The sequence below is a fragment of the Rhizobiaceae bacterium genome (assembly GCA_023953835.1).
Lineage (GTDB): Bacteria > Pseudomonadota > Alphaproteobacteria > Rhizobiales > Rhizobiaceae > Mesorhizobium_G.
Genome location: JAMLJB010000002.1, coordinates 269062 through 291809, shown reverse-complemented (window position 1 = coordinate 291809; position 22748 = coordinate 269062). Strand labels below are relative to the sequence as shown.

The following is a 22748-nucleotide window of genomic DNA, read 5'->3' as shown; positions in this document are numbered from 1 at the left end:
ACTCTCATGGCAAAGTTTCTTGCGGCGAAAATCGCTTCCGCAGCGGCTTTCCTTTCGACATCCGTGATCCTGAGCGGGTGTGCGACACCCCTTTTCAAGCCTCAGCTTTGTGACAACAAAACCGAGCGCTGCCTCAAGGTCCCGCCCAAGAAGCCGGCGACCGGCTACAAGACCAAAGCCTCCGGCGTCGGGGACTATTGAACTCATTGAGAGCAGGAAGGATGAGCGCGGTTGAAAGCGGCTTCGGGATGATGCCTTTGCGTGCTTTCGGCGCGGCCTGCCTCGCGCTGGTCCTGTTTTCTCAAGGCGCGATTGCCCAACAGCCGAAGAGCCTCGCGCTGGTGATCGGCAACGGGGCCTATGCCGCGCTTGAGCCGGACCGCCAGGCGGTTGCCGATGCGGATCTCGTGGCAAAGTCGCTCAAGTCGATCGGCTTCGAGGTCGATGCGGTGGACGACGTTTCGAAGAAGGACTTCGAGGCAGCCATTGCGGCCACCAAGGCAAAGGCCGGGCAGGACGGAATCCTGTTCGTCTATTATTCCGGCCGTGCGCTGCAATTCGGCGAGAAGAACTATCTCGCGCCGGTCGACCTCAAGCTCGCGCAAGCATCCGATCTTCCCGGTCAGGGTGTCGCCCTCGACGACCTTCTCCAGCAACTGGGCGGTCGCGCATCGGCCTCCACGATCGTTGTCGTCGATGCGGCGGACAAGAACCCCTTTGATCAATCGGCGATGGCCGATGCGGATGCCATCGGCGACGGCCTCGCCCGCGTGACGAACCTGCCCGCAGGCACGCTGATCGCCTTTTCGGCTGCACCGGGGTCCGTTGCCTCACGCAAGGCGAACTATGCAAGCTCGCTTGCCACGATCCTGAAATCGCAGGGCAAGGGCCTCGATTCGCTGCTCAAGATGCTGCGCGCCCGAGTCGTCGTCTCCAGCGGCGGAACCCAGATTCCGTGGGACGCGACCGCGCTGCTGCAAAGCGTGGTGCTCTATCCGGAAGCCGACAAGCCGGTCGCCATCGCGCCCGATGCGTGCGACCTCGCGGCGGGCCATCCGTCTGACCCGGATCGCGTCGGCCCGAGCGTCGAATATGCCAATCTCGATCCGCAGCTTGCGATACCGGCCTGCGAACGCGCGGTCGCGGCCAACCCGGACAATATGCGGTTCAAGTCGCTGCTGGCGCGCGCGCTGGACAAGGCCGGGCGCGGCGAAGAGGCGGCCGTGCTCAACGAAGCCGCCATGAAGGCCGGCTACATCGCCGCCTTTCACAATATGGGCAATCTCTACCGCAAGGGGTTGGGCGTTCCCGAGGACATCGGCAAGGCGTTCGAGCTTTATCTTTACGCGGCGGAAAAGGGCCACCCCGAGGACCAGTCGAATGTCGGCTACATGTATATGCGCGGGGAGGGGGTCGCGAAGGACTATGAAAAGGCCCGTTTCTGGCTGGAAAAGGCTGCTGCCCAGAACTGGGCTACCGCCTATGACAAGCTCGGCCTGCTCTATCTGAATGGCTGGGGCGTCAAGAAGGATCCGGAGCGCGCCTTCGAGGAGTTCGGCAAGGGCGCCAATCTGGGCAATGCGCCGGCCCTCGTGAATTATGCCAATGCCTTCAAGGCCGGCATCGGCACGCCTAAAAATCCGAAGCGCGCTTTCCAGTACTACACGCAGGCCGCGCATCTCGGCAGCCAGGCCGCCTATATCAATCTCGGCCAGTTGAGCATGGCCGGCGAAGGCACGCAGAAGAACCTGACCGAGGCCGCGTTCTGGTTCACGCTTTCGTCGCGCGAAGGAAACGAGGAAGCGCAAAAGCGCCTGACCGAGGTCACCGGCATGTTGTCGGAGGCCGAAAAAGAAGAGCTTCGCGAGCGGCTGGAGCAGTGGAGCAGCCGCCGCTTCGGCTAGGAGTGTTTTGGTCGGGTCGGCGGACGATAGGCGACGCAACGCCGTCTTGATTGCCAGTCGCATAAGGTATGTTATGGAACTACTGGCTGTTGCGTCATGCGTTCATGGCGATACCGGCCCATATTCTAAGATACATTGAACTCCGCGAATTCAGACGCTATATTGCGTCAGTATGAATGGCATGGAAATTGAACGGAGTGCGCCATGAGCATCGCCCAATATGCGGACAATGGTGTTTTCGCGCCGCGCCGCATCGCGCAGGCGCTCCAGACGACCAGCGAGGAAATCGCGCGGACGGTCGGTCTCGGCAAGGATGCGATCCAGCGCAAGGACAGGGTCAGGTCTGACCGGACACAGCGCCGCCTGCGCGAGATGGTCGAGATCCTCAACAAGGTGGAGCCGCGTTTCGGGTCCGCCCTGATGGCCTATGCGTGGTATCGTTCGGAGCCCCTGCCCGGCTTCTCCGGCCAGTCCGCGATGCAGCTTGTGCGTTCGGGCCGCGCTGATGACGTGCTCGACTATATCGACGCGGTCGATGCCGGCGTTCACGCGTAGACGCCCTCTTGCACTTTGAAGGCAAGCTCTACCGGGCGCTCAATCCGGTCTATGCGCGAGAGCCGCTTTCCGGTCGCGGCGCGGAACTCTATGGCGGACGCTTCAACCCGAAGGGCCTGCCTGCGCTTTATCTATCGCTTTCGCCGGTCACTGCTCTGAGGGAAGCCAACCAGGCCGGCAGCCTTCAGCCCACGACCCTCGTGTCCTATTACGCCTCCGTCGCGGAAGTGTTCGACTGTCGCGACGAGGCGGCGCTTGCGGCATTTGGAATGAAGGCCCCTGCCCTCGCCGACACCGCATGGCGCGACCGGATGAAGCGCGACGGCGAAGCACCGACGCAGGCATTTGCGCGCAGGCTTATCGCCGCCGGATACAGTGGCCTGCTGGTGCGCAGCTTCGCCGCAGGCGCGGACGCAGACGATTTGAACCTCGTCCTGTGGCGGTGGGGCGCAAAGGCCCCTGCCCTGCTCTCCCTGATCGACGACGAAGGCAGGCTGTCGCGCTGACCAGCGGGTCGCGTAAAAAAGCGTCGAAAAAAACTCCGAGAATCTATTCACCCCTCCCCTGCCCTGCCGGATGATGCCCGTACGTTGGATGATGGAGGGATGATTCGTGGTTAAGCAGACTGTTCCGGTGCTGAAATGAACCGTGGCCAGTGGGTGGCTCCCCTGCCCTGCCCTTCCGGCCTCGTCTGGTTTCCTGCGACGCCTGATCGCCGCCCTGGATATTGGTGCGACGGCTTGACAGCCGTGCAAAACGTTAAAAATAATAATTATATCAATAAGTTAAATAGAATCACCGCGTTCGTTCGCCCGATGTGCCCGGCGGCAGCCGGTATTATCGTTAACCTTTTGTTAAAGTTAAATTCCTTGCAGGCTGGCGAGAATCGGATCAAATTCACGCTTGAATTTCGGATATTCTCGAAAAAGCGTTATTCAGGCCCGTCAGAAATGAACCTTATGATCAATCCGCAGGCAGAAACCGATTTTGACGAGATCATACTCTCACAGGGAGAATTGATTTCGGACAAGCTCAACATCCTGCGTTTCGAGCAATATCCACCGAATGCCACCAAGGGGTTGCGCTCCTTCTCGCTCTCCGAGGTGGCGACCTTTCTCGGCATCACCCAGAGCAATATCAAGAAGCTGCATCTGGAGGGCAAGGGCCCTACCCCGCAGACCACGCCGTCGGGTCGGCGGACCTATACGGCGCAGCAGATGCTGGAACTACGGCACTATCTCGACAAGCATGGGCGCAGCGAGTCCAAGCGCTACGTTCCGCACCGCCGCGCCCATGATCCCATGCAGGTCATATCGGTCGTCAATTTCAAGGGCGGCTCGGGCAAAACGACGACGGCGGCGCATCTGGCGCAATATCTTGCGCTGACCGGCCACCGGGTGCTCGCCATCGACCTCGATCCGCAGGCCTCGCTGTCGGCGCTGCACGGCATCCAGCCGGAGCTTGACCGCAACCTCTCGCTTTACGAGGCACTGCGCTATGACGACGCGCGCAAGCCCATCGCCGATCTGGTTCGCCCGACCAATTTTCCGGGCCTCGATATCATTCCGGCCAATCTGGAACTTCAGGAATATGAATACGACACGCCCCTGATGGCCTCGAAGAACGCGCCGGAGGGGCGCATGTTCTACACGCGCATTTCGCAAGCCTTGCAGGCCGTCGACGACCGCTACGACGTGGTGGTGATCGACTGCCCGCCGCAACTCGGCTATCTGACGCTGACCGCCCTCACCGCCTCGACTTCGGTGCTGATCACCGTGCATCCGCAGATGCTCGACATCATGTCCATGTCGCAGTTCCTGCTGATGCTGGGCGGCATTCTGCAATCGATCAAGGCGGCGGGCGCGCGGGTGCGGCTGAACTGGTTCCGCTATCTCGTCACGCGCTACGAGCCGACCGACGGTCCTCAGGCGCAGATGGTCGGCTTCATGCAGGCCATGTTCGCCAGCAGCATGCTGTCGGTGCCGATGCTGAAATCGACTGCCATTTCCGATGCCGGGATCACCAAGCAGACGCTCTACGAGGTGGAGCGATCGCAATTCGTGCGCACCACCTATGAGCGGGCGCTGGAAAGCATGAATGCGGTCAATGGCGAGATCGTCAATCTCGTGCATAAGGCGTGGGGGCGCAGATGAGGCGGCATTTGACAGCCGTGCAGATCGGCGAATTTCGCTTTAGCGGCAAGCAATTAGCTCGAATTCGAAGGAGAGGCTGATGGCTCGCAAGGGATTGCTGGACAGCGTCATTGCGCCGGACGAGACGCGCTCCGAAACCACGCAGCGCGCCGACTATGCGCGTCGCGGCGCATCGCGGGCGATGATGCTTTCTCTGGACGAACTCGCGCAGAATTCGAACCGGCTTCTGGAGGGCGAGGCAATCGTTTCTCTCGACCCGGCGCTGATCGATGCGTCGCCCGTTGCCGACCGCATCCAGGATGAGGAAGGCGAGGACGAGGAATATCAGGCGCTGGTGGAAGCCATCCGCGCCGACGGGCAGGCGAGCCCGGTCCTTGTTCGCCCTCACCCGAGCACGCCCGACCGCTATATGATCGTGTTCGGCAGGCGGCGGCTCAAGGCTGCAAAGGAACTGGGGCTCCAGGTCCGCGCCATCGTCAAGCCGCTGGAAGATGTCGCTGCGATCATCGCGCAGGGACAGGAAAACTCCGCCCGTGCCGACCTTTCCTTCATCGAGCGCGCGCTTTTCGCGCGCAAGCTGGTCGATCTCGGCCAGACCAAGGAGACGGTCAAATCGGCGCTGACCGTGGACAACACGCTGCTTTCGCGCATGCTGTCGATCGCCGACGGCATTCCGGCTGCCGTGCTTGAGGCGCTTGGCGCCTCCAAGGGGGTGGGCAGGGACCGCTGGGAAGAACTCAAGAGGCTGGTGCAGCGGCCATCCAATGCGGAAGCCGCAATTCGCTACGTGCGAAGCGACGAGTTCTTCAATGCACATCCCGCGGATCGCTTCAACCGATTGCTGGAAACGCTGGCGCAGAAACCCGCGCGCAAACCCTCGAAAAAAGCCTCGGTCTGGGTGTCGCCGGACAGCGTCGTGGCTGCAACGGTTGGCGTCAAGCGCAACTCGGTCAGCATCGCGCTGTCGTCCAGCGACGACATCGGCTTTGGCATCTGGCTCAGCAAGAGCCTGAACGAGCTCTATCGGACATATGAGCGTTCCCGGAACGCGCAAAACGGAGATTGAACCGCAAAAGAAAAAGGCCCCCGAACGTCGCCGCGCGGAAGCCCTTCTCATCGTGTAGCAGCCTGAGAATCGCAAATCCGCGAATCACTGTCAAGCTTCAGGCGTCATTTCGACGAGCCAGATTCTTTTGCCTTTGAGAAGGTGAGAGGACATGGAGACCTATCTTGCATCGACGCCCTTCGGGCGGCGACGGCTTAGTCATGCCATCATGGCAGGCAATGCAACGGCGCAGCAGTGCCCCAAGGATGCAAAAGCCGACAAATGGACGATCATTCGCAACATCTGCGAAGCCAGGCCAATGATCGGCGCGACGGATCGGGCAGTGACCCTGCTGACCGCCCTGTTGAGCTTCTTTCCCGAAAGCGAATTGTCGGCGGAGGGGAATCTGGTCGCATTTCCTTCGAACCGGCAATTGGCCCAGCGCGCGAATGGCATGGCTCCGGCCACGCTGCGCCGCCATCTCGCTAATTTGGTCGATTGCGGCCTTGTGGTGCGCCGCGACAGCCCGAACGGCAAGCGCTTCGCCCGCAAGGGGGAGGGCGGCGAGATCGAGCAGGCCTATGGCTTCGACCTGTCGCCGCTCCTGGTGCGTGCGGCCGAATTCGAGCGCCTGGCCGACGAGGTTCGGCGCGAACGCCGCGAATTGCAGGTCGTGCGGGAGCGCATCACCATTGTAAGGCGCGATATAGCGAAGATGATTACCTTCGGCCTGGAAGAGGGCATCGAGGGCGATTGGGAGGCGCTTCACCTCGAATACCGCGCCATCGTCGGGCGCATTCCGCGCACTGCTACGAGGCGGGAGCTGGAGCCTTTCGAGGCGGAACTCTCAGCACTTGCCCGCGCCACCCGCAAGCTGTTGGAACAACGTGAAAAATCGGAAGATTCAAGCGCCAATGAGTCTCAAACTGAGCGGCACAAACAGAATTCAAACCCATACACTCATCCTGAATCTGAACCACGCTCTGAAAAAGAGCCGGGGGGCGAAGCCGAGCCAATCCATCCGCCGTATATCCAGCCGCAAAGGCCGGTCGGTAACAAATCACCGTTGGGCTTCCCGCTTGGGCTGGTGTTGCGAGCCTGTCCGGACATTGTCGATTATGCCCGCGCCGGGATCGATAGTTGGGACGATCTGGTTGAGGTGGCCAATCTGGTCCGCGCGGCACTGGGGGTCAGTCCGGATGCGTGGAACCAGGCCTGCGAAGCCATGGGCAGGGTCGATGCCGCAATTGTCGTCGCGGCCATTCTTCAACGGGCCGACCAGATTTCCAGCGCGGGCGGCTATTTGCGGGCGCTGACCGACAAGGCGCGCGCAAATGCCTTTTCAGTCGGACCGGTGCTTATGGCTCTGCTCAGGGCAAAGGGCCGCGCACAACAGGAAAAGACGGGATGATGCCCGGCAGGGGAGGGGGCTTTCAAAGCCCGGACGCCTTTGTGAGGTTGACGCGGAACCGGTCGCGGCGGCGTTGGTATCGCCGGGTCATTTCGGCGGAGGCGTGGCCAAGCTGCTTCTGCACATGCCGCTCATCCACCTCAGCCGATGAGGCGAGACCGGCACGAAGCGAATGGCCCGCGAAAAGTCGGGCGCGCTCGCGTTGCGGCAGGTCGCTGCGTATTCCTGCGGCGAGTGCTGCGCGCTTGACCAGACGCGCGACCTCCTGGTCGTTGAGGCGTTCGGGGCCGAGCTTCTTGCCCTTGCCTGTGACGCGACGGAACAGCGGACCATGCGCGAGGCGCGCGAATTTCATCCAGTTGTCGAGCGCGACGACAGGACAGGTGGAATCCGCCGAACCGCGCCCGACCTCGATCTCGCGCCAGCCTGTCTTGCCCCGCAAGGTGACCAGCAGGCCCTTGTCGAAGATCTCGATCCAGCCGCGGCCATCCGCAGTCTGGTCGCGTCCGACATCGAGGCCGACGATCTCCGAGCGCCGCAGGCCACCTGCGAAGCCCAGAAGCAGCATGGCACGGTCGCGCAATCCGCGCAGCGTGCCCCGGTCGAGCGTTTCGAGCATCGCGATCAGGTCCTCCGGCAGGATCGCGTCTTTCTGGCGAGGAGGGGCGGCATGGGTGTTGCGAATACCGGCCAGAACGGTTGCGATGTGACGATCCTTGCGGTCGAGCGGTTGGCCGCGCTGCGCATAGTTCCAGCAAAGGGACGACAGGCGGCGCTCGATGGTCGAAACCGAGTTCGACTTGCTTCCTCCCGTTGCCTTGCCGGAGGCGCAGGCCGTGACATAGAGGCCGACGTGCCGGGGATCGGGCGGAAAGGCGCTGAGACCCTGCCGCCTGCACCAGCTCGCAAAATGCCGCCAGTCGGATGCGTAGGCGCGGCGCGTATTGGCCGAGCTGGCCGCCTCGACATAGCCGCGCGCCATGTCGGCGAGGCCTTGCAGTTGAGCGGGGAGGCGCGTGTTTTGCGAGTCTGCCGGAAGGGGAGGGGAGTGTTCACCCGTCTCAGGGTGTTGTTGTCCCATCGCCATCACGACGTCGACGATGTCGGGAAGATCGGCATCGGTCGGCAGGTGAGGGTCGCCGGACCCCTGCGGGGAAACGTCCTGTGGCTGTTCGGATTTCTCCGCCACATGATCAGCGTGTCAGTTGACCGTTTTTCGTGAGACTGGTCGTCATTTATTTTCAAAGCGTTAGCCGATTCAGATTTCGTGAGACCGAGTCGGTTTCGTTGAGACTGAACTGTCACGCGATTCAGATATGGTGAGACTACCTTGATACACCAAGCGCGTGAAGGGCATGCGACGTGACCAGCTCAACGAACAAGAATGGCAGGACGTGCTTCGGCATGCGGACGTTCTGCGGCGGTTGCCGCTGCGACCCACTGCGGGCGAAGTGGCCGATGCCATGGCGAACCTCGCGGTCAGCCGTGCGACGCTGTTCCGCTGGCTGAAGCGGTATCGAACAGAGGAGCGCGCTGCAGCGCTTCTTCACCGGAAGTCGGGGCGGCACGGCGGCATCGATGCCTTTGATCCTGCTCTGAAGACGATCGTCGATCACAACATCACGACGTTCTACGCGATGCCGGAAAGGCCGACGCTGACGCGGCTTTGGAAGCGGATCTCATCCGATTGCCGGGCAGAACAGTTGCCGCCGCCGTCGATCCGGCGGCTCAAGGCCTACCTGCGCACGCTCGATGTCGAGGCACTGAAGCGCCGTCGTGAGGGCAAAGCACGGGCCGAAGCGCAATTTCTGGCGCTCCCAGGCGAGCTTTCGGTGCAGCATCCGCTGCAGATCGTCCAGATCGATCATACGAAGGTCGACGTGACGGTTGTCGATCCGATCGAAAGGCAGCCGATCGGCCGTCCTATCCTGACCATCGCCATCGACGTCTGTACCCGGATGGTTCTGGGCTTCTACCTGTCCCTGGAGGCGCCGTCCGTGACATCGGTAGCGCTCTGCCTGACGCATGCGATCATCGACAAGACGCGCTGGCTGGAAGATCGCGGGATATCGGTGGAATGGCCGACGAGCGGCCTACCCGAATGCATTCACGTCGACAACGGCGCCGAATTCCACTCTCGCGCCTTCAAGCGCGGCTGCGACGACCACAACATCGCTATCTCCTACCGCCCGCCGGGGACGCCACGGTTCGGCGGGCACATCGAACGCCTGATCGGCACGATGATGGGCGCGGTGCACCTGCTGCCCGGCACGCACTTCTCCAACGTGCTGGACCGGGGCGACTACGATCCCGAGGCGCGCGCCGTGATGACCATGCGCGAGCTCGAAGCCTGGCTGGCGCTGGAAATCATCGCCTACCATTCCGACCTGCACCGCGGCATTGGTCGGCCGCCGGTCGCGGCCTGGAACGAGGCGATAGGCGCGCGTCCTCCGCGGCACGTGCGCGATCCGCTCGCCTTCCTGATCGATTTCCTGCCGTTCGAGCCGCGCGTGCTGCGGCGGACCGGCATTCATCTCAACAACATCTGCTACTGGTCGGACGGCTTTGCGCGCTGGATTGGCCGGTGCGACGACAAGGTGCTCGTCAAATACGATCCGCGGGACCTGCATCAGGTCTTCGTCAAGCTTGGCGAGAACTATCTGATGGCGCCGACGCGCAATCCCGGGCGCCCGGCGATCACGCTATGGGAGCAGAAGGCGGCGCTGCGCGTACAGCGGGCTCGCGGCCGCCGCGAGATCGATGAGGAGACGATCTTCCAGACGATCGCCGCACAGCGCGCCCTGGTGGACCAGGCAACGCGGGAAACCACGCAAACCCGCAGGCTACGGGCTCGCCGCGCCCATCTGCAACCAAGGCCGGCGCTTCCGGCAAGCGCACCGGCCGACGAGCCGGTGATCGCCTTGCCGCATTTCCCGGTGGAGGTTTGGGAATGACGGCCTATCCGCACCTCGATCCCGCCGTTCAGGGCCATGCCGATCTGCCCGACCGCGAGCGTGTCGAACATATTCGGGTCGACCGCTGGATCGACTATCCGCGTGCCCGCCATGCGCTCGACAAGCTCGAGGAACTGCTTCTGTTTCCCAAGCGTGCCCGCATGCCCAATCTGTTGATCTTCGGCGCTTCCGGGATGGGCAAGACGATGATCATCGAGAAGTTCGTGCGCGCCAATCCGCCCAGCTTCGATGAGAGCAGCGGGATCCATCATCGGCCGGTCATCGTCGTGCAGATGGTCGCTTCCCCAGACGAGGGACGTTTCTATCATCGCCTGCTTTCCGTGATCGGCGCACCGCCGCCGACCCGCGCGACGCTCGGGCAACTCGAGACACAGGCACTGCGGCTGCTCCAGGAGATCGCGCCGCGCATGCTTGTCATCGACGAGGTCCAGAATCTGATCGCCGGTACCTATCGCGAGCAGCGCAGGATGCTCAATCTGTTGCGCTTCCTCGGCAATGAGCTGCGGATTCCGCTGATCTGCCTCGGTTCGCACGAGGCACGCGATGCAATCCGGGGCGATGCCCATCTCAACAGCCGCTTCGAACCCTACGGCTTGGCGCCGTGGCGGCCCGATGCCGACTTCCACGGGCTGATCGGCGGTCTTCTGTACTCGCTGCCGTTGCGCTTGCCGTCGGAGCTGACGGACAGCGCCCTCAAGCGTCTCGTCGAGGCTAATGGCGGGATCACCGACGCGATCTTCAAGATGGTCAGGGGTCTGGCGACAGACGCCATCCTCAACGGCAAAGAACGGATCACGTCGGCCGCGATCCTCGATCACCGCGTCACCGCGCCGACGACCTTCGCGGCCTGACTCATGGCGGGGGAGGGGAGGGCGCCGCTGCCGGTCGTGCCGCCGCCCTTTCGGGACGAACGGCTGAGTTCCTGGCTGGAGCGGATCGCCGACGTCTATCTGGTTTCGCTCGATGATCTGCGAGCCCATGTTGGATGGTCCCGGCCTGCGCTGCAACTCGAGATCGATCCCGTGCAGACCGATATGGAACGCATCGCTGCCGCGACGAATTCTTCGGTTGAACGCCTGTTCGGCATGACCTTCCATAATGCATCGTCGCGTTGTCGCAGCCTGCTTCGGCCCGACGCTCGTGAGATCTGCCCGATCTGCTCGCGCGGCATGCAGCGACCGCCAAGGTTGCGAACGTGGTCTTTCGCCTTCAGCTTCTATTGCGATCGGCACCGTCAGCCACTGCAAAGCCCGGATACAAGGGGCGCTAGTGTGTTGAGCGATGTCGGATCAGCTTGCCGCGGCGCCGCGATCCTGTCCAACTGGGCCAAAGGCGGCGAAACCGCCGTCGTGCCCGTCGACGCCGCGATCTCCCTGTTGCTCGCGCCGCATCGCAAGCCGTCGCCGCCGGCGCCATGGGAACTGGCCAGGTTGGCGCGCTCCGACCAGCAGGCCCATGCGATGGAGCTTTCGCGACCGTGTCCCCGGCCGGTGCTCGGCATTCTCGTGCCCGAATTCAACAGCGCCGTCCCGGTCTACAACCAGCTTCTGCCGCGTGCTCTGCCAGGCTTGCGCGATGCGCCCTTCGCGGAGCGTTACGCCATCGCAATCGGCCTTGCTCGGCTTTTGAAGAATCCGGCCACCGCAGTCGCCCACATCCTGGAGACCACCGATGAGTTCGGCCGAAAGAAAGTGTTGGGGCTGATTGACCGTTGGCCGACCGGGATCCGTAACGCTGTCGCTCGCGGCGCCCGCCGCACGACGACGAGAGGAGAGGGCAGGGGAACGGCGAAGAATGCCTGCTTCACCCGTCGGGTTCGTGCACCTTCAGGCCGAGACGCCTGGCGCGATCGAGCAGATGCTTGACCGACGAGGCCGCCCATCGCCAGCCGCCGCGTGGCGCCCGTTCGCGCATCGCCTCGAGCTGCGCGGCTATCGCCCGCAGGCTGAGATCAGGGTCTGCGATGGCAATGCCGGCCACGAGCGTCATCAACCGGTCCTCCGGCTGCCGCCGCGGCGCGCGCTGGACAAGCTCAGGCTCCGCCAGGCCTTCGCGCACCAGGCGATAGACCGAGCGGCGAAGGCGTTCCACCGTCCAGCTCTGCCCCTTGTGGTTCAGGACCCGCACGACATCGTCCCAGTTGTGCTGGGGACGCAGCCGTCGCACGACCGGCAGCCAGTTCTGTGCCGAGGCGATGAGGTCGCCGACATAGGCGCTGTCGCGGGCCGCCGCGATGGCGCGGATGCTTTCCGGCCTCCGCTCGCGCAGCCCAGGGTTGCCGGGCAGCCGGCCGCGCGCCTTGGCGGCGGCGATTCCGGCCTTCGTGCGCTCGGCGATCAGCGCGCGCTCCAGCTGGGCGACCGCGCCGAGAACTTGCAGCGAGAACATGCCCTGCGGCGTCGAAGTGTCGATCGGATCGCGCAGCGAGCGGAAATGCGCGCCGCGCTTTTCGAGCGTCTCGATCACCTCGAGAAGATGGCTGACCGATCGGGCAAGCCGGTCGAGCCTGACCACGACCAGAACATCGCCGGCGTGGATCTCGCGCATCAGCTTCGCCAGCACCGGCCGCGAGCGCGACGCGCCGGAACCCTGTTCGTGGTGGATGACGGCGCAACCGGCTTGCCTGAGTTCGTCGGCCTGTGCATCGGTAACCTGGTCCTCCATCGAGACCCGTGCATAGCCGATGAGGCGGCGCGGTCGCGGGGGAGGGGAGGGGGCCTTTGCCATGGCGGGCTTTCGAGGGATGTTTCACGGCCGTTTGTACAGTATCGACGGCTATGATCAACTGGCCAGTTGCAGACGTGTTTTATCGAGCCTCATAAACGGCCGCAGAGCGGTTTTACGGGCTCCGGATGCCCCGAGGGAGCCGAAAACGCCCCAAGGCGCCTCCTGGGCCGTTTATGGCTGAAACCGAGCAAATTGGGCAGTTTAGCGTGGGCAGGGGGCTAAAGGGTCCTCCCCAGGCACTTCGGATGCTCGGAATTGCTGGCGTTCTGCCCGCCGGGTGGAACGGAATTCGTGAGACTATCTGCATCCGAGTCGGAAATCGTGAGACTACGTGACAAACTCGGATGGCACGCGGTCAACATCAATATGAGCGTGAAATCAATGGCTTAATAGGAGGCCAGTTCGGCACTGTGCACGTAGTCTCACGAAAACCGATTCAAAAAGGCGCCGAATCTCACGAATTCCGGTCAGCTGACACAGCGGGCATTTGCTCGATGTTTCGGACCATATTCGCTATTAAGATCAAAATGAACGATAATGCAAGATTATCGTTCGTTTTATCCAATCGACAAGCGCGGCGGTTTGTGTCCATTTTCGTTGCCAAAACCGCCGCCATGATTCATCCTGCTGACGATGATTCTGCGCCCGAAATCCTCTCCGCGCCATCAAGCGCCGACGCTCGGTGCCGCCGCGGCCATCCCGGCGATCGCGCTGCCGGGCTGGCTGCGCCGTGCCGTTCCAGACGCGCAAAGCCTTGGCGCGCAAGGGCTTGAGGACATCGCGATCGGCGCGGGTGCCGCCATCGGCGCGCTCGACGCGGTTGTCCGCCGGCAGGAAAGGTGGGGCGGCGCGTGGCGGCAACGGCTGGCGCTTACCGCGGCGGCGGTGACGACCAGGCAGGCAGGCCGTGTCGAGGACGAAGCCGCCCTGCGCGACGCCGTCCTGCTCACGCGGCCCAGCGACGATGTCGGCCCGGCCGGCCGCATGCTCCTGGCCTGGCGTCGGCTGGCGGTCCGACCCGCGGAGGAGCTTCTGACGGAGACGAGCATCGCCGGCGTTTTCGATGCCTTCGGGCTCGCCCGGGATGACGAGACAGCGGCCGATCTTGCCGACGAGCTTCGGCAGCTTGCGGCGACCGAAGGAGCGGTCGGAACGCTGGTCGGCACCTTTGCGGCCGTCGAGCGGTGCGGCCTTCCTCGCACTGTCGGGTCCTGGTTCGCCGACGCGCTGCTGGCACAGCGGCTGGGCTGGACGCACGCCGTGCCGCTGCTCGGTAGCGACGCTGCCGGCGCAATTGGTTCCGGTCGGCCGCGGCGCCCCTCTGGCGTCGTGGCGACGAGCATCGAGGCGGTCCCCGAGCGTGCGAGGATTTTGCTCGCCGCCCAGGCGCGTGCGGCGTTGCGCGCCATCGACCAGTCAGCCGACATCGGGCGCCGGGCGGACCGCCTGATCGCCGTGGCGCCCGGTCTTCGTGCCCGAGGCGCGGACGCCGTCGTCGACCGGCTCTTGTCGGACGATGCGATCGTCGCTTCGGCAAACATCGCCGGCATGAGCGACCGCGGCCTGCGCCGCCTGTTCGAGCGCCTGCTCGAACTCGGCGCCGTGCGCGAGCTCAGCGGCCGTACCGCCTTCCGCATCTACGGGATCTGACGAGAATGGCGGAGGCGGCGCGAGCGAGACGAACGAAAGGCCGACTGGACGACGGTCTGTTTGATCGGGAGCTCGACCATCTGCCGCCGCAGGCGCGCTGGCGGGAATGGATGAATCGCGTTGAGGCGACCATCTTTGCGGCCAGCGAGCCGGTCGGCCGCGAGACGCTGGCGCGGATCGTGGGAAAGAGCTGCAGTATCGATCTTCTCATCGACGACATCCGCGAGGAACTGCGCGGCCGCCCCTACGATCTGGTTGCGGTCGCCGGCGGTTGGAAGTACCTGACACGGCCGGCCTATGCCGACGCCATTCGCACGGCCGTTGGCGCAAGTGACCGCGCGGTCGACCTCACCCAATCCGAGGTGCTGGTGCTGATGTGCATCGCTTATTTCCAGCCGATCACGCGGGCCGAACTGTCGAGCTTCTTCGGAAAAGAGATCAGCCGCGACCTGATCGGCAATCTGCGCTCACCCGGATTCATCGCGTCAGGCCCGTGCGCGCCACAGCCGGGTGCGCCCTACACCTATGTCACCACGCAGGCATTCCTGCTGGAGTTCGGACTCGAAACCCTGCGCGACCTTCCCGACCGCGAGGCGCTCGAGGAGGCTGGGTTGCTGTCGAAGGAGAAACTGCTCGCGGGCGACATCATGTCCGATTTTTCCGGCAGCCAGGAGGAAGCCGCCGAGATCGAGGATTAGCGGCCCGCTTCCGATCCATGGGCCTCTGGACTCTTCTGAATATGTCGATTAGTCTCGACATATGGAATCAGAGCAAGCCATTCTCGCCTTCGCAGCACTCGCCCAGCCGACCCGGCTCGACGTCTTCCGCCTCCTGATCGAGCACGAGCCGGACGGACTGCCGGCGGGCGACATCGCCCGGCATCTGGCGGTCCCGCACAACACCATGTCCACCCATCTCGCGATTCTCAATCGGACCGGGCTGATCGAGGCCGAACGGCAGAGCCGGTCGATCATCTATCGGGCGAAGCTCGACGCGGTGCGCGACCTCACCTCCTTCCTCGTCAAGGATTGCTGCGGCGGCCACCCGGAAATCTGCGCGCCATTGGTCGCCGATCTTTCACCCTGCTGCACACCGAAGAAAGCCGCCGTCAGGGAGGCGGCGCCCCATGAGTGATCAGATCTTCAACGTCCTGTTTCTCTGCACCGGCAACTCGGCTCGGTCGATCCTCGCCGAAGCGATCCTCAACCGGGAGGGGCAAGGTCGGTTCAGAGCGTTCTCCGCAGGCTCGCATCCCAAGGGAGCGGTCCATCCCTATACGCTCCAGCTTCTGAAGACCGCGAACCACGACACATCCTTCGCCCGCTCGAAGAGCTGGGAGGAGTTCACCGCTCCCAATGCGCCGAAGATGGATTTCGTGTTCACCGTCTGCGACGACGCGGCGAACGAAGCGTGCCCGGTCTGGCCGGGGCAGCCGATGACGGCGCATTGGGGCGTGCCGGATCCCGCCGCGGTCGAGGGAACCGAAGCCGAGAAGCATTTTGCCTTCGCCGATACCTACCGGATGCTCGCAAACCGTATCTCGATCTTCGTCAACTTGCCGATGACGTCCCTCGACAAGCTCGGCCTGCAAAGGCGGATCGACGAGATCGGCCGCAACCTGCCCAAAGCGGGTTGAGGAACATGGCGTTCGATCTGCGGCGTCGCTTGGCGGCCGAGACGCTCGGCACGGGAATCCTTGTCGCAACAGTCGTCGGCTCCGGCATCATGGCCGATCGCCTGACGGACGACGTTGCGCTGGCGCTGCTGGGCAACACGCTGCCAACGGGCGCAATCCTCGTGGTGCTGATCACGATCCTCGGCCCCATCTCCGGCGCGCATTTCAACCCGGCGGTCACGCTGGTCCTGGCGCTGCGCCGCGAGATCGAGGCGAACGCGGCGCTTGCCTATATCGCAGTGCAGGTGCTCGGCGGCATAGCCGGAACACTTATCGCGCACGCCATGTTCGAGCTGCCGCTTCTGCAAGTCTCGCAGACCGTACGAACGGGTTCTGGGCAATGGATCGCCGAGGCCGTCGCCTCATTCGGCCTCGTCTTCGCGATCCTGGTCGGGCTGCGATTCCGGCCTGACGCCGTTCCGTGGCTGGTCGGGCTCTACATCACCGCCGCCTACTGGTTCACGGCCTCGACGTCCTTTGCCAATCCGGCCGTTGCCCTTGCCCGTGCCCTCTCCGATACGTTCGCCGGCATCCGTCCGATCGACGTGCCGGCGTTCGTCGCCGCCCAGCTCGCCGGTGCCATGCTCGCCATGATCGTGGCGGGGTGGCTCGCGAGCGAATCGACCACGACACCTGACAGCCTTGAACCGAAAGCAGCCGAATGACGATCACGATCTATCACAACCCGGACTGCGGCACGTCCCGCAACACGCTCGCCATGATCCGCCAGTCCGGCGCGGAGCCGGAAGTGATCGAGTACCTGAAGACGCCGCCCTCCAGAGAGCGGCTTGTCGAGCTGATCGAAGCGATGGGCATCACGCCGCGCGATCTGCTGCGCGAGAAGGGCACGCCCTACGCCGAGCTTGGCCTTGGCGACCCTAAGTGGACGGACGACGAGCTGATCGGTTTCATGCTGGCGCACCCGATCCTGATCAACCGGCCAATCGTCGTCACGCCGCTTGGCACGAAGCTCGCCCGTCCCTCCGAAGCCGTGCTCGAGATCCTGCCGAACCCGAACATCGGCACGTTCACCAAGGAGGATGGCGAGGTGGTTATTACTCAGCCGCGACCAGCTTGACGCCGCAGGCCGGCAGATTGCTATTTCCATGATTGTCGAATTTTGGGCTGGACAGCGCCGCGAAGCCGTGTAGGCTTATTTCCATGAATCTCGAAGAAGTGGCAAAGCAGCTCGAAGCGCTCGGGAACCCGACCCGGCTTCAGGTCTATCGGACCCTGGTGCGCGCCGGCGACGCCGGACTGCCGGTCGGCCGCCTGCAGGAACGGCTCGCTATCCCGGCCTCGACACTCTCCCACCACCTGCAACGGCTGATCGCCACCGGCCTCGTGACGCAGGAGCGGCAGGCCACCACGCTGATCTGCCGGGCCAACTATCCGGCCATGGAAGGCCTCATCGGCTTCCTTGCCGATGAGTGCTGTGCCGACGCCGGCTGCGTTGCGAGCCAGGAGGATGCGGCCGCATGACGGCCTCTCTTTTTTGCCGTGTATTTCGATGATCCCGGAAGGACCGAACATGAAACCGCAATCGCTCGAATCTTTGCCTGTCGCCGTCATCGGTGGCGGCCCGGTTGGTCTCGCTGCCGCTGCCCACCTTGTCGATCGAGGCGTGCCGGTGAAGCTCTACGAGGCCGGTTCGCAGGTCGGCGCCAACATCCGCGACTGGGGCCATGTCCGCGTGTTCACGCCATGGCGCTACTGCGTCGATGCGGCATCAGTCGCTCTGCTCGAGCGTCAAGGCTGGGTAATGTCGCCCGCCGATGGGTTCCCGACGGGCGGCGACCTTGTCCGCGACTATCTCGAACCGCTCGCCGCGACGCCCGAACTGGCCGCCGTCATCGAGACCGGCGCCCGCGTTACGGCGATCTCACGGCTCGGTGTCGACAAGGTGGTGAGCTACGGGCGGGAAGAGCGACCGTTCGTGCTGGCAGTGAAGACGGCAACGGGCACGCGCCGGGCTCTTGCCGGGGCCGTGATCGATGCCTCTGGCACCTGGGCGACGCCGAACCCGCTTGGCGCCAGCGGGCTACCCGCCGATGGTGAAGCCAAGCACTCCGATCGCATCGCCTATGGCATTCCCGATGTGCTCGGCCGAGATCGAAGCACCTATGCCAGGCGATCCACCCTGGTTGTCGGCGCGGGGCACTCCGCAGCGAACGTGCTGCTCGATCTGGTCCGGCTGGGCGAGATCGAACCGGACACCAAGGCGATCTGGGCGACCCGCAGCACCAATCTCGTGCGTATCTATGGCGGCGGGGACGCCGACCAGTTGCCGGCGCGCGGCGAACTTGGCGCCGACACGCGCGAGCTGGTCGAGAGCGGCCGCGTCCCGCTCGTTGCCGGCTTCGCGATCCTCGCCATCCGTGAGGAAGGCGGCCGGCTCATGATTGACGGCGAGACCGGAGAAGGACCGCGCACGATCGGTCCTGTCGACCGCGTCGTCGCCGCGACCGGCCAGCGGCCGGACCTGTTGCTGACACGCGAACTGCGCCTCGATCTCGATCCGTGGCTGGAAAGCACCAAGGCGCTCGGGCCGTTGATCGATCCGAACGAGCACTCTTGCGGCTCGGTGCCGCCGCATGGCCACCGCGAGCTTGCCCATCTCGAGCCGGGCTTCTACACCGTGGGTATCAAGAGCTACGGCCGCGCGCCGACCTTTTTGCTGCTGACCGGCTACGAGCAGGTCCGCTCCGTTACCGCGGCAATCGCCGGCGACATGGCGGCGGCCGACAACGTGCAGCTCGTGCTTCCGGAGACGGGCGTCTGCGTCACCTCGTTCGAGGTCGAGGGCGCTTCCGCCGGATGCTGCGGCGGTCCCGCGCCGGAGAGGTCCGACGCCTGCTGCGTCGCCGATGCCGTGGCGAAGGACGAGGGCAAGACGGGATGCGGCTGCGGGGTCGCTGCGTGAGCGTTTCGGCCGCGGACACACCTGCGTCCACCTACCGGCCGCCAAGCCTGCTCTTTGTCATCCCGGTCCTCGGCGTCACGCAGATTCTGGCGTGGGGCTCGTCCTACTACCTTCTCGCGGTTCTCGCCCAGCCGATCGCTGCCGACACCGGCTGGCCGTTGGCCTGGGTGGTCGGCGGCCTGTCGCTCGGACTGCTGGTCGCCGGCATCGTCTCGCCGCGGGTCGGCGACAGCATCCAGACGTTCGGCGGCAGGCTCGTGCTCGCCACCAGCGCCGTGTTTCTGGCGCTAGGCCTGGCCGGTCTCGCGCTCTCGCCCAACCTGCCGCTCTATATCATGTCCTGGCTTGTGCTCGGCGTCGGCATGGGGGCCGGACTCTACGACGCCGCTTTCGCCACGCTCGGCCGCCTTTACGGCCAGCGCGCCCGCACGGCGATTGTCACACTGACCCTGTTCGGCGGATTCGCCAGCACCGTCTGCTGGCCGCTGTCGGCTCTGTTCGTCTCCGAGTTCGGCTGGCGCAATGCCTGCCTGATCTACGCGGCCATTCACGTCGCTGTGTTGCTGCCCCTCTATGTCTTCGCCCTGCCGACCGAGCCGAAACGAGAGCTTCGCGTCGCTTCCCCTTCAGCGACGCCGGAAGGCGAAGGCGCTGCCCGGTCGCTCGCTTCGGGCTCGAAACTTCTGTTCGTGCTGATCGCGCTCGTCATCACCATCAGCTCCATGATCTCCGCGATGCTCTCCGTGCATCTGCTGACGATCCTGCAGGCCCGCGAGATCGTGCTTGCCGCGGCCGTGGCGCTCGGCGCGATCGTCGGGCCGGCCCAGGTCGGCGCGCGGGCGGTCGAGATGTTGATCAGCCGCTTCCATCACCCGATCTGGACGAAGTTCGCCTCCACCATATTCGTGGCAACCGGCGTCGGGCTCCTGTGGGGCGGTTTCCCGGTCATTGCGGCCGCGCTGATCTTCTACGGCGCCGGCATTGGCATCGAGTCGATCGCACGCGGCACCCTGCCGCTCGCCGTTTTCGGCGAGGATCGCTATGCCTCGATCATGGGACGGATTGCGATGCCGAGCCTGATCATGCAGGCCGCGTCCCCGTCGCTCGGCGCGCTGCTGATCGACGTGGTCGGGGCAGACGGCGCGCTCGCTGCATTCCTTGTGCTCGCGATCGTCAATGTGTCGCTCGTGACCGTCCTCTACGCGATCTTGCGGAAGCGCGGACGCCTCCAGACTGCATGACCCGAAAATAGGCGGCGAACAGCGCGGATCGGTCGGCGGCTGGCGGCGAGCGCTTGGGTCGTCGCGAACCCTGGCGCGCCTCCGGGAAATCCGCAAACTGTGAGATCAGCGCCTCATGGCCGCCCGCGGCCACGGTCATACAAGGCCGTCCACTAACAGGGCTGGTTGGCCACCGGCCCTACATCGCAATATAGCTGGCGGATATCGATCGCGAAGCCTGTCCGTGCTTGCGGTACACCCCCTCACATCAGCTCGTCACGCACAGGCGCCCGGCGCCGCTTCGCGACCGGGACGTAGCGCAGGGCCTCGATGCCCGATTCGGATCCCTTCCCGCCTGACCTCACCGCGGCCGTGGCCGCCGCGGAAACGATCGCCACAACCTACCGATCAGAACCGGAGAGACGTCGAACGGACGACCGATCCTCCGCAGGAAACCAAGCACGGACTCGACGTCGCGGGCACGGCGCTCACAGCGCATTGTGGAACTCATCGAAGATCATGATTCTGGGCGTCAGCCTGTCGAGCAGATGATCGATGTGTTCTGCTTTGCGACCGACGTGTCGGCTCATGAGGCTGCAGGCGCATCTGGCCGTTCGTGCCTGCGCGTCATTAGATGGCCACTGCTCATCGGTGGTCGGCCCGCCACTTGCCGGCATTCAGGGCCCTCTCGATCTGTCCGGCCGAGGCCATGACATTCTCAAAGCTCGGTGCCGCGCCGAAAATCATGGCGGTCGTGTTGGCATAGTCGCGGGTAAGCGCATCCACCATTTTAGGCGTCGGCTCAATCGCGAAGCTCCCCGGGACGGCCGAGGCCAGATCGTAGTCGGGCCGATCGAAGAACATGCGGGCGTGCCGCACGCAATCGGCGACAAGATTTAGGTCGGCAAGCGCGGTCTTCCCGATTTCCGACTGCACAAGGCAGTGCAGGTCGTAATAGTGCCGGGAAACGCGCTGACCCTCCTGCCGCAATTCGCCCCGCCGCTCGAACCAGCGGCGCAATCCGTGAGCGATGACTACCTTGTCCCAGAAGGTCCGCGTCGCCTCGATCGTTGTCACCTCTGGCACCGCCAGATCGATGTCTGCGGCCTCCTCGGCGACATAGGGAATGATCGTCAGCGGGCCGTGCGGATCGAGTGCCGATTTCCCGCCCGACTCGAGACGTATGGCCGGTCGGACATAAGCCCCGTCCCGCGGCTCCACCTCCGGGTACCAGACCAGCAGGCTCTGCCCATCGGGATCTGCGTCATCGACTTCGACGCGTCCTGTCCCGCTGGTGACATCCGCCAATTGAGCGGCGAGGAACGCGTTGAGCGGTCCGGTGATATAAGTGCGACATGCGTTCCGAATGGTGTCGAGCCTGGTGCGGCGCTTCTTGTTCGACAGCGCCTCGAGATCTTCAACAGAGGCTGGCTCCTCAAGGTCGTCGCGGAACACGGTAACGTCGATGTCCTCGGAAAAGCGCTTGATCAGGTCGTAGCCCTTCGACAACGAGGTGCCGCCCTTGAAGAGCAGCCGCGGTTCGCCCGCAGGGCGCTCGTGATAGAGCGCATTGAGCGTCCAGCAGACCCAGAAGTCCTTTTCCACATTCCCCACCGGAGCGCCGATGCGGTTCGCCGTCGCGAGGAACAAGTCGAGCCTGTCGCGTGGTGCCGCGGCAATAATCCGGCGGTAGGCGTCAGTGCTCATGGCTTGCCTCGACCGAGACATTCGGCACGAGCAGTTCGCGCAGGAACTCCTGCATCCAGATCGGCACGGCCGACAGCCCGGCGCGCAGGTCCTCGCGGATGGCCTTACCATGCCTGGGGTCGTCAAGCAGGCGTCGTAACACCGTGCGGATGCGCTTGCGTTCGCTCTCCTGGGTAAGCATGTCCTGCATCCAATGCAGGGCCTGGACGACCCGCATCCCTGGCCGGCCAGCCCAATAAAGGCGGCTCGGTGCCGCGTATTTGAAGTGGATTTCCTGGATGCCCAGCTTTATGGGCTTCAGCCGCGCATCGACCAGTACCTCGATCTTAGCCGGCACGGCTGTGGTGAGACCGAGGTCGTTGGCTGCCGTCATGCCGTCGATGACGGCGCGCGCGTTGTCGCGCCGGGTTACAGCCCTGATTACGGCCCGATAGTCGGGCACAGTCGCTCGCCCGGTCAGGCTGTTCGTCCGCGGCCGGTCGTAGAGGCCACGATCTATCCGGCGCAGCTCCTTTGCAGCCGCCAGTCGCTGCAGCGTCTTGTCGATTGCCGCACGAGCGCCGAGATGGGCAAAATCCCCCGGCGTCCACACCTCGTCCGGGTTGGCTTGGATTCGCGCAAGCACGCGGGTGCGAATATCGGTATCGGGTGTCGCCGTGGCCATGTCCGAAATATGCTACAAGTTTCGGACAGATACAAGGCGGGAAGGTCGCGTGGCGCAGCGCTGGAATGGCTGGCGGCTAACCCGGTGCAACGACTGGCGCTAAACGCCTTCGCCCTTTGTGGTTTAAGGTGCGAGCCCG

24 protein-coding genes are annotated in these 22748 nt (G+C 64.1%); 19 read left to right on the top strand and 5 right to left on the bottom strand.

Translation table 11 applies throughout. The annotated features are described in order from the left end of the window. Positions 1-6: 6 nt before the first annotated feature. The 7 genes from M9924_19280 (at position 7) to M9924_19250 (ending at position 7068) form a co-directional block, all read left to right on the top strand. Positions 7-201 (top strand): hypothetical protein, encoded by a 195-nt coding sequence (locus M9924_19280; protein ID MCO5066528.1) that lies wholly within the window; start codon positions 7-9, stop codon positions 199-201. A gap of 20 nt (positions 202-221) precedes the next feature. Then, entirely contained in the window at positions 222-1904 is a 1683-nt protein-coding gene (locus M9924_19275) for a caspase family protein (protein MCO5066527.1), read from the top strand. Between the two features lie 204 nt (positions 1905-2108). Continuing rightward, complete coding sequence (locus tag M9924_19270; GenBank protein ID MCO5066526.1) at positions 2109-2459, top strand: MbcA/ParS/Xre antitoxin family protein; 351 nt, start codon at positions 2109-2111, stop codon at positions 2457-2459. Between the two features lie 8 nt (positions 2460-2467). Beyond that, entirely contained in the window at positions 2468-2965 is a 498-nt protein-coding gene (locus M9924_19265; GenBank protein ID MCO5066525.1) for an RES domain-containing protein, read from the top strand. Between the two features lie 444 nt (positions 2966-3409). Next, the gene (gene repA, locus M9924_19260) at positions 3410-4612 is read left to right on the top strand and encodes a plasmid partitioning protein RepA (GenBank protein MCO5066524.1); all 1203 of its coding nucleotides are present in this window, start codon (positions 3410-3412) and stop codon (positions 4610-4612) included. Between the two features lie 79 nt (positions 4613-4691). Further along, entirely contained in the window at positions 4692-5678 is a 987-nt protein-coding gene (gene repB / locus M9924_19255; GenBank protein ID MCO5066523.1) for a plasmid partitioning protein RepB, read from the top strand. Between the two features lie 151 nt (positions 5679-5829). Beyond that, complete coding sequence (locus tag M9924_19250) at positions 5830-7068, top strand: replication initiation protein RepC (GenBank protein ID MCO5066522.1); 1239 nt, start codon at positions 5830-5832, stop codon at positions 7066-7068. A gap of 22 nt (positions 7069-7090) precedes the next feature. Here M9924_19250 and M9924_19245 read toward each other — a convergent pair whose 3' ends face one another. Continuing rightward, entirely contained in the window at positions 7091-8155 is a 1065-nt protein-coding gene (locus tag M9924_19245) for a site-specific integrase (GenBank protein ID MCO5066521.1), read from the bottom strand. Between the two features lie 268 nt (positions 8156-8423). Between M9924_19245 and M9924_19240 the strand changes: the two genes are divergently transcribed. Genes M9924_19240 through M9924_19230 form a run of 3 tightly spaced genes read left to right on the top strand, consistent with a single transcriptional unit; the run spans position 8424 to position 11908 of the window. Next, on the top strand, positions 8424-10022 hold the full coding sequence (locus M9924_19240; protein ID MCO5066520.1) for a DDE-type integrase/transposase/recombinase: 1599 nt from the start codon (positions 8424-8426) through the stop codon (positions 10020-10022). Next, the gene (locus M9924_19235) at positions 10019-10894 is read left to right on the top strand and encodes a TniB family NTP-binding protein (GenBank protein MCO5066519.1); all 876 of its coding nucleotides are present in this window, start codon (positions 10019-10021) and stop codon (positions 10892-10894) included. Before M9924_19240 ends, M9924_19235 begins: the two co-directional genes overlap by 4 nt. A 3-nt stretch (positions 10895-10897) precedes the next feature. After that, positions 10898-11908: a TniQ family protein gene (locus M9924_19230; GenBank protein MCO5066518.1), complete on the top strand. Its 1011-nt coding sequence runs from the start codon at positions 10898-10900 to the stop codon at positions 11906-11908. Here the strand turns inward: M9924_19230 and M9924_19225 are convergent. Then, a complete protein-coding gene (locus M9924_19225; protein ID MCO5066517.1) occupies positions 11847-12770 on the bottom strand; it encodes a recombinase family protein in 924 nt (307 codons plus the stop codon). The genes M9924_19230 and M9924_19225 overlap by 62 nt on opposite strands. Positions 12771-13403: 633 nt before the next feature. On the opposite strand from M9924_19225, the gene M9924_19220 reads away from it, so the two are divergent. The 9 genes from M9924_19220 to M9924_19180 all read left to right on the top strand — a co-directional run bounded on the left by M9924_19220 (position 13404) and on the right by M9924_19180 (position 20259). Continuing rightward, entirely contained in the window at positions 13404-14420 is a 1017-nt protein-coding gene (locus tag M9924_19220; GenBank protein ID MCO5066516.1) for a DUF1403 family protein, read from the top strand. A gap of 5 nt (positions 14421-14425) precedes the next feature. Further along, positions 14426-15118 carry an SMC-Scp complex subunit ScpB gene (locus M9924_19215; protein MCO5066515.1) on the top strand — a complete coding sequence of 231 codons (693 nt, stop codon included), beginning with the start codon at positions 14426-14428 and terminating at the stop codon, positions 15116-15118. Positions 15119-15179: 61 nt separating this feature from the next. Then, complete coding sequence (locus M9924_19210; GenBank protein MCO5066514.1) at positions 15180-15554, top strand: metalloregulator ArsR/SmtB family transcription factor; 375 nt, start codon at positions 15180-15182, stop codon at positions 15552-15554. Beyond that, entirely contained in the window at positions 15547-16056 is a 510-nt protein-coding gene (locus M9924_19205) for an arsenate reductase ArsC (protein ID MCO5066513.1), read from the top strand. The genes M9924_19210 and M9924_19205 overlap by 8 nt, the downstream gene beginning before the upstream one ends. A gap of 5 nt (positions 16057-16061) precedes the next feature. Next, entirely contained in the window at positions 16062-16760 is a 699-nt protein-coding gene (locus tag M9924_19200) for an aquaporin family protein (protein MCO5066512.1), read from the top strand. Beyond that, entirely contained in the window at positions 16757-17173 is a 417-nt protein-coding gene (arsC, locus tag M9924_19195; GenBank protein MCO5066511.1) for an arsenate reductase (glutaredoxin), read from the top strand. Before M9924_19200 ends, arsC begins: the two co-directional genes overlap by 4 nt. An 83-nt stretch (positions 17174-17256) precedes the next feature. Further along, complete coding sequence (locus M9924_19190; GenBank protein ID MCO5066510.1) at positions 17257-17577, top strand: metalloregulator ArsR/SmtB family transcription factor; 321 nt, start codon at positions 17257-17259, stop codon at positions 17575-17577. Between the two features lie 49 nt (positions 17578-17626). Next, positions 17627-19018, top strand: coding sequence for an FAD-dependent oxidoreductase (locus tag M9924_19185; protein MCO5066509.1), 1392 nt, complete (start codon positions 17627-17629; stop codon positions 19016-19018). A gap of 47 nt (positions 19019-19065) precedes the next feature. Further along, positions 19066-20259 carry an MFS transporter gene (locus M9924_19180; GenBank protein MCO5066508.1) on the top strand — a complete coding sequence of 398 codons (1194 nt, stop codon included), beginning with the start codon at positions 19066-19068 and terminating at the stop codon, positions 20257-20259. A gap of 467 nt (positions 20260-20726) precedes the next feature. Here the strand turns inward: M9924_19180 and M9924_19175 are convergent, their stop codons facing one another. Genes M9924_19175 through M9924_19165 form a run of 3 tightly spaced genes read right to left on the bottom strand, consistent with a single transcriptional unit; the run spans position 20727 to position 22609 of the window. Beyond that, entirely contained in the window at positions 20727-20828 is a 102-nt protein-coding gene (locus tag M9924_19175; protein MCO5066507.1) for a TniB family NTP-binding protein, read from the bottom strand. Positions 20829-20883: 55 nt separating this feature from the next. Then, entirely contained in the window at positions 20884-21945 is a 1062-nt protein-coding gene (locus tag M9924_19170; GenBank protein MCO5066506.1) for a nucleotidyl transferase AbiEii/AbiGii toxin family protein, read from the bottom strand. After that, a complete protein-coding gene (locus M9924_19165) occupies positions 21935-22609 on the bottom strand; it encodes a DUF6088 family protein (GenBank protein ID MCO5066505.1) in 675 nt (224 codons plus the stop codon). The genes M9924_19170 and M9924_19165 overlap by 11 nt, the downstream gene beginning before the upstream one ends. Positions 22610-22748 lie beyond the last annotated feature (139 nt).

What these genes read in the sequence shown, in the direction of transcription:
- M9924_19205 (MCO5066513.1), top strand. Translation starts at nt 15,547, where the DNA reads ATGAGTGATCAGATCTTCAACGTCCTGTTTCTCTGCACCGGCAACTCG.
- repB (MCO5066523.1), top strand. Translation starts at nt 4,692, where the DNA reads ATGGCTCGCAAGGGATTGCTGGACAGCGTCATTGCGCCGGACGAGACG.
- M9924_19235 (MCO5066519.1), top strand. Translation starts at nt 10,019, where the DNA reads ATGACGGCCTATCCGCACCTCGATCCCGCCGTTCAGGGCCATGCCGAT.
- M9924_19250 (MCO5066522.1), top strand. Translation starts at nt 5,830, where the DNA reads ATGGAGACCTATCTTGCATCGACGCCCTTCGGGCGGCGACGGCTTAGT.
- M9924_19240 (MCO5066520.1), top strand. Translation starts at nt 8,424, where the DNA reads ATGCGACGTGACCAGCTCAACGAACAAGAATGGCAGGACGTGCTTCGG.
- M9924_19275 (MCO5066527.1), top strand. Translation starts at nt 222, where the DNA reads ATGAGCGCGGTTGAAAGCGGCTTCGGGATGATGCCTTTGCGTGCTTTC.
- M9924_19185 (MCO5066509.1), top strand. Translation starts at nt 17,627, where the DNA reads ATGAAACCGCAATCGCTCGAATCTTTGCCTGTCGCCGTCATCGGTGGC.
- M9924_19200 (MCO5066512.1), top strand. Translation starts at nt 16,062, where the DNA reads ATGGCGTTCGATCTGCGGCGTCGCTTGGCGGCCGAGACGCTCGGCACG.
- arsC (MCO5066511.1), top strand. Translation starts at nt 16,757, where the DNA reads ATGACGATCACGATCTATCACAACCCGGACTGCGGCACGTCCCGCAAC.
- repA (MCO5066524.1), top strand. Translation starts at nt 3,410, where the DNA reads ATGAACCTTATGATCAATCCGCAGGCAGAAACCGATTTTGACGAGATC.
- M9924_19280 (MCO5066528.1), top strand. Translation starts at nt 7, where the DNA reads ATGGCAAAGTTTCTTGCGGCGAAAATCGCTTCCGCAGCGGCTTTCCTT.
- M9924_19220 (MCO5066516.1), top strand. Translation starts at nt 13,404, where the DNA reads ATGATTCTGCGCCCGAAATCCTCTCCGCGCCATCAAGCGCCGACGCTC.
- M9924_19225 (MCO5066517.1), bottom strand. Translation starts at nt 12,770, where the DNA reads ATGGCAAAGGCCCCCTCCCCTCCCCCGCGACCGCGCCGCCTCATCGGC.
- M9924_19230 (MCO5066518.1), top strand. Translation starts at nt 10,898, where the DNA reads ATGGCGGGGGAGGGGAGGGCGCCGCTGCCGGTCGTGCCGCCGCCCTTT.
- M9924_19165 (MCO5066505.1), bottom strand. Translation starts at nt 22,609, where the DNA reads ATGGCCACGGCGACACCCGATACCGATATTCGCACCCGCGTGCTTGCG.
- M9924_19270 (MCO5066526.1), top strand. Translation starts at nt 2,109, where the DNA reads ATGAGCATCGCCCAATATGCGGACAATGGTGTTTTCGCGCCGCGCCGC.
- M9924_19215 (MCO5066515.1), top strand. Translation starts at nt 14,426, where the DNA reads ATGGCGGAGGCGGCGCGAGCGAGACGAACGAAAGGCCGACTGGACGAC.
- M9924_19175 (MCO5066507.1), bottom strand. Translation starts at nt 20,828, where the DNA reads ATGAGCCGACACGTCGGTCGCAAAGCAGAACACATCGATCATCTGCTC.
- M9924_19210 (MCO5066514.1), top strand. Translation starts at nt 15,180, where the DNA reads ATGGAATCAGAGCAAGCCATTCTCGCCTTCGCAGCACTCGCCCAGCCG.
- M9924_19245 (MCO5066521.1), bottom strand. Translation starts at nt 8,155, where the DNA reads ATGGCGATGGGACAACAACACCCTGAGACGGGTGAACACTCCCCTCCC.
- M9924_19190 (MCO5066510.1), top strand. Translation starts at nt 17,257, where the DNA reads ATGAATCTCGAAGAAGTGGCAAAGCAGCTCGAAGCGCTCGGGAACCCG.
- M9924_19170 (MCO5066506.1), bottom strand. Translation starts at nt 21,945, where the DNA reads ATGAGCACTGACGCCTACCGCCGGATTATTGCCGCGGCACCACGCGAC.